Genomic DNA, 4,475 nt, shown 5'->3' with positions numbered 1-4,475 from the left:
ACTTATTACCACAAGTCTTTGTTGATAGTTTGGATGCCATTGAAGCCATTTTTTTTCAAAAAACTTGGCAATGATATCGGATGCCTTTCCTAATAAGGCATATAGAAGAATGCTTAATACAATGATATCCATTTGCATAAATTCTCTTGCGGTCATCGCCATATAGCCGATTCCCGAAGTAGAAGATATAGTTTCTGCTACAATAAGTGTCACCCACATAATCCCTAAAGTGAAACGGACACCGACAAGAATGGAGGAAAGGGCACCAGGGAAAATGATGTGAACAAAGAGGGGGAAACCTTTTAGTCCATAACTTTTTCCCATTTCGATTAATCCCTTATCGACATTTTTTATACCATGATAGGTATTAAGATATATAGGGAATAGAACACCAGTCGCAACGAGAAATATTTTTGCCTCCTCTTCAATTCCAAACCATAGAATCACTAACGGCACGAGGGCAAGATGTGGGATATTCCTCAGCATTTGTATCGAAGTATCTAATAATGTTTCAGACGTTCGAAAGATGCCATTCAACAGTCCGAGGATAAAACCGATACTTCCACCAATGAAAAAACCAAGTAAAGCCCTCCATAAACTAACCCATACATTATGAAATAACTCTCCGTTATTGATTAAATGAAATGCCGCCACAAACACATCGGAAGGGGCTGGTAAAAAGTTGGTAGACAAGATGTGAAACTTTGTGAAAAACTGCCAGCATACAACGATTAGAACGGGAATTCCCCAAGGCACTAGTTTCTTTATGAATGTTTTCACGTATAGGCATCCTTTCGTTTCTAGTTTTCGTTTAAATTGAGGACATTCTCCTTTATGTTTACTTTTTTCGGAATAATTTTTAATTCGTAAAATGTATCAGCGATATGTTGCTGTTCGTTGATTACTTCATCTGTTATTTTTTCAACACCGTATGTTCTTCTTTCAATCGCCTTGAGCATGGAGGACTCCTCAATTCCGAGAAGATTTGAAAGTAGCTCGGCTGCTTCTTTTTGATGACTATTCGCCCAGTCTGACGATTTTTGTACTTCCTTTAAAACGACTTTAATAATGTCAGGATGGGCCTTCGCAAACGTAGAGGATGCAACAAAATAATCGCGATCGGAAGTAAGTCCTTTTCCATTCACTAGAAATTTTGTATTAGGTAATTTTTCAGCATCTGCCGTAAATGGGTCCCAAACAACCCAAGCGTCTACTTTATTTTGTTCGAAAGCTATTCTTGCATCTCCTGGTGCTAAATAGGCGGGTTCAATATCGTTTATAGATATATTCGCTTTTTTCAACGCATTAATGAGTAAAAAATGGGAGCTGGAACCCTTTGCAAATGCAATCTTTTTCCCCTTTAGATCAGCTAAGCTTTTGATTTGTCCATCATTTTTGACTAGAATACCTGAGCCTTGATATTTAGAGATCCCAGAGGCAACATATCGTAATGTAGAACCCGCTGCTTGTGCAAAAATTGGTGGTGAATCGCCCGTTCTACCGAAATCAATACTGCCGGCACTTAATGCTTCAAGTAGTGCTGGACCCGCTTGGAATTCAGACCACTTTACCTTATAGCCGTGAGATTTTAATTCCTTCTCCAACGTACCGAGCTCTTTCAGAATAACTAAAGGACAATTTTTCTGATATCCGATCCGCAGAACCTTGTCATCTGAAGAAGAAGCTGCCTTTGGATTCCCTTTATTACACCCACTCATAATTGTTGATATGAATAAGATGAAAAGTAAAAATGGGATAAAATATACATATTTTCTTTTCAGATTCATCGCATCCTTTCATTGTGCTAATGCCTAGGCAAATTGTTCAATATAACATATGTTAAAGCGATAATTAGGTACCTGAATTTTAAAAGTTTGTTGGGAGAGAAAAGTAATTGAGGCAACAAAAAAAACCAGTAAACTGGTTTTTATACATTTCCTTTTACGATTTGATTGATTTCTTCCAGTAGGTAGCGAATATCTTCTCCTTCGGTTAAGTTGATTTTTATTTCTTTTAGTGCCTTTTCTTTAATGATGTCAGTTTTTTTCTCTTTTTTCTCTGATCCATTAGTTAAACTTTTGTTGCCTTCTCGGTCTAGAATCCAAAAAATATAATTTAAATTTGGATTTTTTTCGGGATGGCTAAAAATAATAATAAAATGTATATCGAAGTATTGATCAAAATACTGCATAACACCTCTTACATAATTTTCCTCATTTTTTGAAGAGGAAAGAGAAACCCGATAATTATTGTTTAATCCAATTTGTTCAAGTTCATCTAGTATGTATTCAATAAACAGCTTCATAATATCCTCCTTTAGTAGTAAGTTTTCCTAAAGAGGGTTCTTTTATAAAAGAAAAATAAAATGAGGGCATCTTATGATACCCTCATTCATTTAAATGCGTTTTTCCATCGTTTTATGTGGAATTCCCGCATCCATAAATTCTTCTGATATTACTTTATAGCCTAATTTTTCATAAAAAGGGATGGCATGTGTTTGCGCATTAAGTTTTAAGACGTGAACATCTTGCTGCGTCGCATATTGTTCAATTGCATCCATCACTATTTTGCCGGCACCTTTGCCGCGATATGCAGGTAGAATACATATTCGTTCTACCTTTCCTTTTCCATCAAGGATTCGGAAACGCCCGGCTCCGGCCGCATTATTTTCATCATATAAAACAAAATGCTCCGAATTTTCTTCGTATTGATCAATTTCTTCCTCAACATCGACATGCTGTTCTTCGACAAAGACTTTTTTTCTAATAGTAAATGCATCGTTTAACTGTTCTTCTGTTTCTACTTGAATGACTTTCACAGTGCAATTATTCCTCTCCTAGGCGATATGTTTCATATACGGTCCATTGACCATTTTCAAGTTGATATAAAAGGTGAAAACGATCGATCACTTCTTCATGATCGATTCCGACCATACGTAATTGCCCATAAATATCTGAATGTTCGTCATTTGATAACTTTTGCCCAATGGTAATATGAGGGACAAAAGAATATTCCGGATCTTCACCAGGCAGTTCACTATACAATTGTTTGTGTAATTGTTCAAGTTCTTCTGTCGGCTCTACTTTGAAATAAATTGTATTATTTACAGGTTGAAATGAACTAACCTTTGATACATGAATCTTCAACGGATGATGCTGTTTAGATAATTGATTAAGTTTATGCGAAATTGTCTTAATTTCATCATCCGAAGATTCAAATACATGTTTTAGAGTAATATGAGGAGGAATCAGCGCATAATGAGGATCATATCTTTTTCTGTAGGAATTCACAAGATCTTGTAGTTTCTTTGATGGAAACATGACAATACCATATTTCATTTGTTATTACCTCCTTAAAAAATACTTAATTAATATTATTATAACAATTTTTCGGAAAATTTAACATAATAAACTATATATCAGTCTATAATACATGTTTTAATGCTCTTTTTAAATCGGGCTGCCAAAACTTCCATGTATGATTTCCTTCAAATTCCTCATAAAAGTTTTGAAATCCTTTTTCTTCAAATAATTGATGAAGTTCACGGTTTGGTGTTAAAAAATCTTGAATACTTCCATTTGTCGTGGTAACTTCTGTTTCTCCCTTGCCAATAATATGATAAATATCTAACAGATGGGGGTTTGGATGATTTTTCACAAGTTGTAACACTTGATCATTGACCAATGGCGATTGCAAAATAACTTTTCCAAAAATATTTGGATATTTCACAGCTGTCATTAATGAAACGGTCGCCCCAAGCGAATCTCCAATTAAGATTCTCCCATTCCCAACTTGGTATGTAGGATATTTTTCATCTAAAAATGGAACGAGTTCATGCGCTAAAAATCGAATATATGCATCGTTTTGTTCACCTTCTGGATGATATTTCTTTCGTCGATCGTGGACATTTCGATACGGGATTCCCACGATAATAACGTTTTCAATTTCTGCATTATCCAGCAACTCGTCCGCCACTCGCGCTATTCTTCCTAGTTGAAAATAATCTTTCCCATCTTGCGCAATTAATAAATTATATTTATACAATGGAGAGTAATTCGCAGGTAAATAAACTAAGACGGTTAAATTTTCCCCTAATACTTTACTCTCAAACATTATTTCTGTAATCGTGCTTTTTTGTGTACTCAATTTACTGCCTCCTATCAACTTATTTTAATTTTACTTCGAACTACTTAAAAAAGAAAATAATTTTATACAACAAAAAACAGTTGACAGAAGAGAGGAAGCATAATATATTTATTATTGTTCTACATAATATTACGATCTGTTAGCTCAGTTGGGAGAGCACAACCTTGACAGGGTTGGGGTCGGGGGTTCAAGTCCCTCACAGGTCATAAACCGAGTCGTATCAAGGGTTCAAGCGACATTCTAAATAACTAAAAATGTTATGGTCGTCATAAAAACTCCTGCCAACTAACTAAACCACTTTGCAAATAATGTTGTGACCCCGAAAAGTT

The 4,475-nt window shown here is 35.3% G+C and carries 6 protein-coding genes and 1 tRNA gene; 1 reads left to right on the top strand and 6 read right to left on the bottom strand.

Features of this window, described 5'->3' with window-relative positions; genetic code table 11:
* The 6 genes from ssuC to B5V89_RS19720 form a co-directional block, all read right to left on the bottom strand.
* Positions 1-780 (bottom strand): aliphatic sulfonate ABC transporter permease SsuC (gene ssuC / locus B5V89_RS19745; protein WP_108073697.1); only part of this gene is annotated, 780 nt, incomplete at its 3' end.
* Positions 781-800: 20 nt separating this feature from the next.
* The gene (locus tag B5V89_RS19740; RefSeq protein WP_107920757.1) at positions 801-1,787 is read right to left on the bottom strand and encodes a sulfonate ABC transporter substrate-binding protein; all 987 of its coding nucleotides are present in this window, start codon (positions 1,785-1,787) and stop codon (positions 801-803) included.
* A 140-nt stretch (positions 1,788-1,927) separates the two neighbouring features.
* Positions 1,928-2,305, bottom strand: coding sequence for a hypothetical protein (locus tag B5V89_RS19735; RefSeq protein ID WP_108073695.1), 378 nt, complete (start codon positions 2,303-2,305; stop codon positions 1,928-1,930).
* A gap of 90 nt (positions 2,306-2,395) precedes the next feature.
* Positions 2,396-2,818 (bottom strand): GNAT family N-acetyltransferase, encoded by a 423-nt coding sequence (locus B5V89_RS19730; RefSeq protein WP_108073693.1) that lies wholly within the window; start codon positions 2,816-2,818, stop codon positions 2,396-2,398.
* Positions 2,819-2,825: 7 nt separating this feature from the next.
* Positions 2,826-3,338 carry a YjcG family protein gene (locus tag B5V89_RS19725; protein ID WP_108073691.1) on the bottom strand — a complete coding sequence of 171 codons (513 nt, stop codon included), beginning with the start codon at positions 3,336-3,338 and terminating at the stop codon, positions 2,826-2,828.
* An 85-nt stretch (positions 3,339-3,423) separates the two neighbouring features.
* Positions 3,424-4,113 carry an alpha/beta hydrolase gene (locus B5V89_RS19720; RefSeq protein WP_108073699.1) on the bottom strand — a complete coding sequence of 230 codons (690 nt, stop codon included), beginning with the start codon at positions 4,111-4,113 and terminating at the stop codon, positions 3,424-3,426.
* A 166-nt stretch (positions 4,114-4,279) separates the two neighbouring features.
* Here B5V89_RS19720 and B5V89_RS19715 point away from each other — a divergent pair.
* Positions 4,280-4,352 (top strand) — tRNA-Val (locus B5V89_RS19715).
* Positions 4,353-4,475: the final 123 nt, after the last annotated feature.

Origin of the sequence: Heyndrickxia sporothermodurans, from assembly GCF_003055045.1 — a bacterium.
In the GTDB taxonomy this organism is placed as follows: Bacteria; Bacillota; Bacilli; order Bacillales; family Bacillaceae_C; genus Heyndrickxia; species Heyndrickxia sporothermodurans.
The sequence above is the reverse complement of the archived record's forward strand: the minus strand, read 5'-3'. Positions and strand labels throughout refer to the sequence as shown.

Bases quoted from the DNA above. Each gene is read 5' to 3' on its own strand.
- B5V89_RS19720 (WP_108073699.1), bottom strand. From the start codon at position 4,113: ATGTTTGAGAGTAAAGTATTAGGGGAAAATTTAACCGTCTTAGTTTAT.
- B5V89_RS19725 (WP_108073691.1), bottom strand. From the start codon at position 3,338: ATGAAATATGGTATTGTCATGTTTCCATCAAAGAAACTACAAGATCTT.
- B5V89_RS19740 (WP_107920757.1), bottom strand. From the start codon at position 1,787: ATGAATCTGAAAAGAAAATATGTATATTTTATCCCATTTTTACTTTTC.
- B5V89_RS19735 (WP_108073695.1), bottom strand. From the start codon at position 2,305: ATGAAGCTGTTTATTGAATACATACTAGATGAACTTGAACAAATTGGA.